This window comes from Mesorhizobium sp. M7A.F.Ca.CA.002.09.1.1 (assembly GCF_003998555.1).
GTDB classification, from domain to species: Bacteria; Pseudomonadota; Alphaproteobacteria; order Rhizobiales; family Rhizobiaceae; genus Mesorhizobium; species Mesorhizobium ciceri.
Genome location: NZ_RZRR01000702.1, coordinates 1 through 3,017 on the forward strand (window position 1 = coordinate 1; position 3,017 = coordinate 3,017).

At 63.6% G+C, this 3,017-nt stretch carries 3 protein-coding genes; 2 read left to right on the plus strand and 1 reads right to left on the minus strand.

Going from position 1 to position 3,017, the window contains the following annotated elements; genetic code table 11:
* Together EN994_RS24760 and EN994_RS24765 are read left to right on the plus strand one after the other, a co-directional pair.
* Positions 1-987, plus strand: a 987-nt coding sequence (locus tag EN994_RS24760) for an ATP-binding cassette domain-containing protein (protein ID WP_164746148.1), incomplete at its 5' end; no start/stop codon positions are given.
* Positions 988-1,111: 124 nt separating this feature from the next.
* The gene (locus EN994_RS24765; RefSeq protein ID WP_063167476.1) at positions 1,112-2,008 is read left to right on the plus strand and encodes a LysR family transcriptional regulator; all 897 of its coding nucleotides are present in this window, start codon (positions 1,112-1,114) and stop codon (positions 2,006-2,008) included.
* Between the two features lie 100 nt (positions 2,009-2,108).
* Here EN994_RS24765 and EN994_RS24770 read toward each other — a convergent pair.
* The coding region (locus EN994_RS24770; protein WP_127307877.1) for an aldehyde dehydrogenase family protein at positions 2,109-3,017 on the minus strand (909 nt) is incomplete at its 5' end.

Here is a 3,017-nt window from a genome sequence, read left to right on the forward strand (position 1 = left end):
CCTGAAGAGAAGAGCCACTTCTTCAAACTTTTGCAGCGGCTGGTGAAGGAGGGCATCGCCGTCATCTTCATCACCCATGCGCTGGAAGAGGCGCTTGCCGTCGCCAACCGCATCACGGTCATGCGCGATGGCGAGATCGTCGCGTCCGGCGAGGCCAAGGGCTTCACCCGCGCCTCGATCGTGCAGGCCATGGTCGGCCGCACGCTCACCGAAACGCTGCATGGCGAGGTCAAGCGCACGGCGCGCCCCTATGGCGACAAGGTGCTTTCGGTCGAGAATCTGTCCTGCGCCGGCCTGGTGCGCAACTCTTCCTTCTCGGTGTTTTCAGGCCAGGTCACCGGCATGTTCGGCCTTGTCGGCGCCGGCCGCACCGAAATGGCCAAGGTCGTCGCCGGACTGTTGAAGCGCAACATCTTCCACGGCGGCGAGATCCGCCTGCTCGGCAAGTCGGTGCGCTATCGGGTGCCCAGGCCTGCGGTGCGCGACGGCATCGTCTATGTCACCGAGGATCGCAAGGTCGACGGTTTCTTCGAAACCATGACCGCGGGCGAGAACCTGCAAATGGGTGAACTGACCGAGGGCGCCAATCCCGTCTCCATGGTGTCGCTGGCGCGAGCCAGGCAACTTGCCCGCGAATGGGGCGAACGTCTGAGCCTGCGGCAGACCAGCGACCGAGCCCGGATGATCGAGCTCTCCGGCGGTAACCAGCAAAAGGTCGTGATCGCCAAATCGCTGATTCAGAAGCCGAGGCTGGTGATCTTCGACGAGCCGACACGCGGGGTCGACGTCGGCGCCATCGTCGAGATCCACCAGCTCATCAGCGATCTCGCTGAGCAAGGCATGGCCGTCGTTGTCATCTCGTCCTACCTGCCTGAAATTCTCGCCGTTTCGGATCGCATTCTGGTGGTCAAGCGCGGCCGCGTGGTCGAGGAGATGATGCTTTCGGAGGCCACCGAGGAACGCGTCATGTTCGCCGCGGTTCATTGAGCGGCTCGACAAGAGAGACACTTTTGCCGGCCAAGCCAGGACCAATGTCTGGCCTGCCCTATTGCCTTGCAATCGGTTCCGCGTCTGAATAGGTCAGGGGTCAGATCACCCTGCCCGAGCGGATATGCCCAGCGTCAACCTCAAACTTCTGCAGACGTTCTTGCTTGCCGCCGAAAACGGCAGCTTCCGACGTGCTGCCGAGGAGAGCAACCGTTCGCCATCGGCGGTCTCGATGCAGATTCGCGACCTTGAGGAGCAGATCGGCATCTCGCTGTTCATCCGCACCGCACAGCGTGCCAGCCTGACGCCGGAAGGCCAGATCCTGTTCGAGGAGATCGCCAACGTGATGTCACAGGTGCAGACCAGCCTCGACCGCCTGACGGAGGTCGCCGCTCGTCGCAAGGGCAAAGTGCAGATCGCCTGCGCCCCGACGCTCGCGGCAAGCCGGCTGGGCGATATCCTGGCGACATTCAAGTTGCGCTATCCACGCAGCATCGTCGAGGTCATCGAGAGTCCGCCGCAGGCCGCGCTTGGCCTTTTGCAACAGCAGGAGGTCGAGTTCTACATCGGCCCGGAACTGCCAAACCTGACGGACTTCCAGTTCGAGTCCATCCTCGACGATCCGCTGATGGCCTGCATCCCCACGGAAATATACGGCGGCGAAAAGAAGCTGCTGCTCTCCGACCTGCTGCGCTATCCGCTCATCCTGCTCAACCGCAAGACCGCCGTGCGCGGCCTTGTCGATCGGCTGACGGCGGCGGAAGGCATCGAGTTCAAGCCGCAATACGAGGTCGAAAGCGCACAGACGGCGGTGGCACTGGTGTGTTCGGGACTTGGCGTCTGCGTGGTGCCCGGCATCGCCATTTCGCGCAATGACGAGCGTATGCGGGTGGTGCCGATCGACCATCGCGACGCCCACCGCTCGGTCGGCATCATCACCGCGCGGGGCTATGTGCACCACTCCTTCTCCGAACAGCTGATGAACCTCATCCGCACCAATTTGCGCGAACTTGCAAACTGAGCGTCGCGCCTTCGGACAGGCACCTTGCACGAGCGCCGAGAATGGTGCGCTGGGAATGCCGCCATTGGCAGCCCGGCCTCACCTGAATATCAGCGCACCCTCAGTCGGTCTGGATCCAGATCGACTTGGTCTCCAGATATTCATGCAGATGTTCGATGCCGCCCTCGCGGCCGTAGCCGGACATCTTCATGCCGCCGAACGGCACCGCCGGGTCGATGGCGTGGTACATGTTGACCCATACCGAGCCGGCCTTGATGCGGCGGGCGAGCTTGTGGGCGGTGCCAAGATGACTGGTGCAAATGCCGGCCGCCAGGCCATAGGGCGTCGCATTGGCCCGCGCCACGGCTTCGTCGAGCGTGTCGAACGGCATCGCCGAAATCACCGGACCAAAGATCTCTTCACGCGCGATGGTCATCTTGTCCGACACCGCACCGAAGACAGTCGGCGCGATGAAATTGCCGCCGTCGTAGGGCCCGCCGGTCAGTCGCGAGCCGCCCGCCATCAGTTCCGCGCCTTCGTCGCGGCCGGCCTTGATATAGCCCACCACCTTGCCGGCCTGCCTGGCATTGACGAGCGGGCCGATTTCGGTTTCCGCCTCGATGCCATGGCCGATGCGAAGCCTGCCGGTAAACTCGGCGACCCGGCGCACGAATTCGTCATGGATTTCGCGGGCCACGAAAAGCCGCGAACCGGCGATGCAGATCTGGCCCGAATGCACGAACACAGCCATCGCGGCGACAGGAACCGCCTTGTCGATGTCGGCATCGCGGCAGACGATGATCGGCGATTTGCCGCCGAGCTCCAGGGAAACGCGCTTGAGGTTGGTCACGCCCGCCCGCGCGATGGCCTGGCCGGTCAGCGTCGAGCCGGTGAAGACGATCTTGTTGACGTCGGGATGTTCAGCGAGCCGCGCCCCGGCCTCTGTCCCGGTGCCGGTGACGACGTTGACGACGCCGTCGGGAACGCCGGCCTCCTGCATCAGCCTGGCGATCAGCAGCGGCGTCAACGA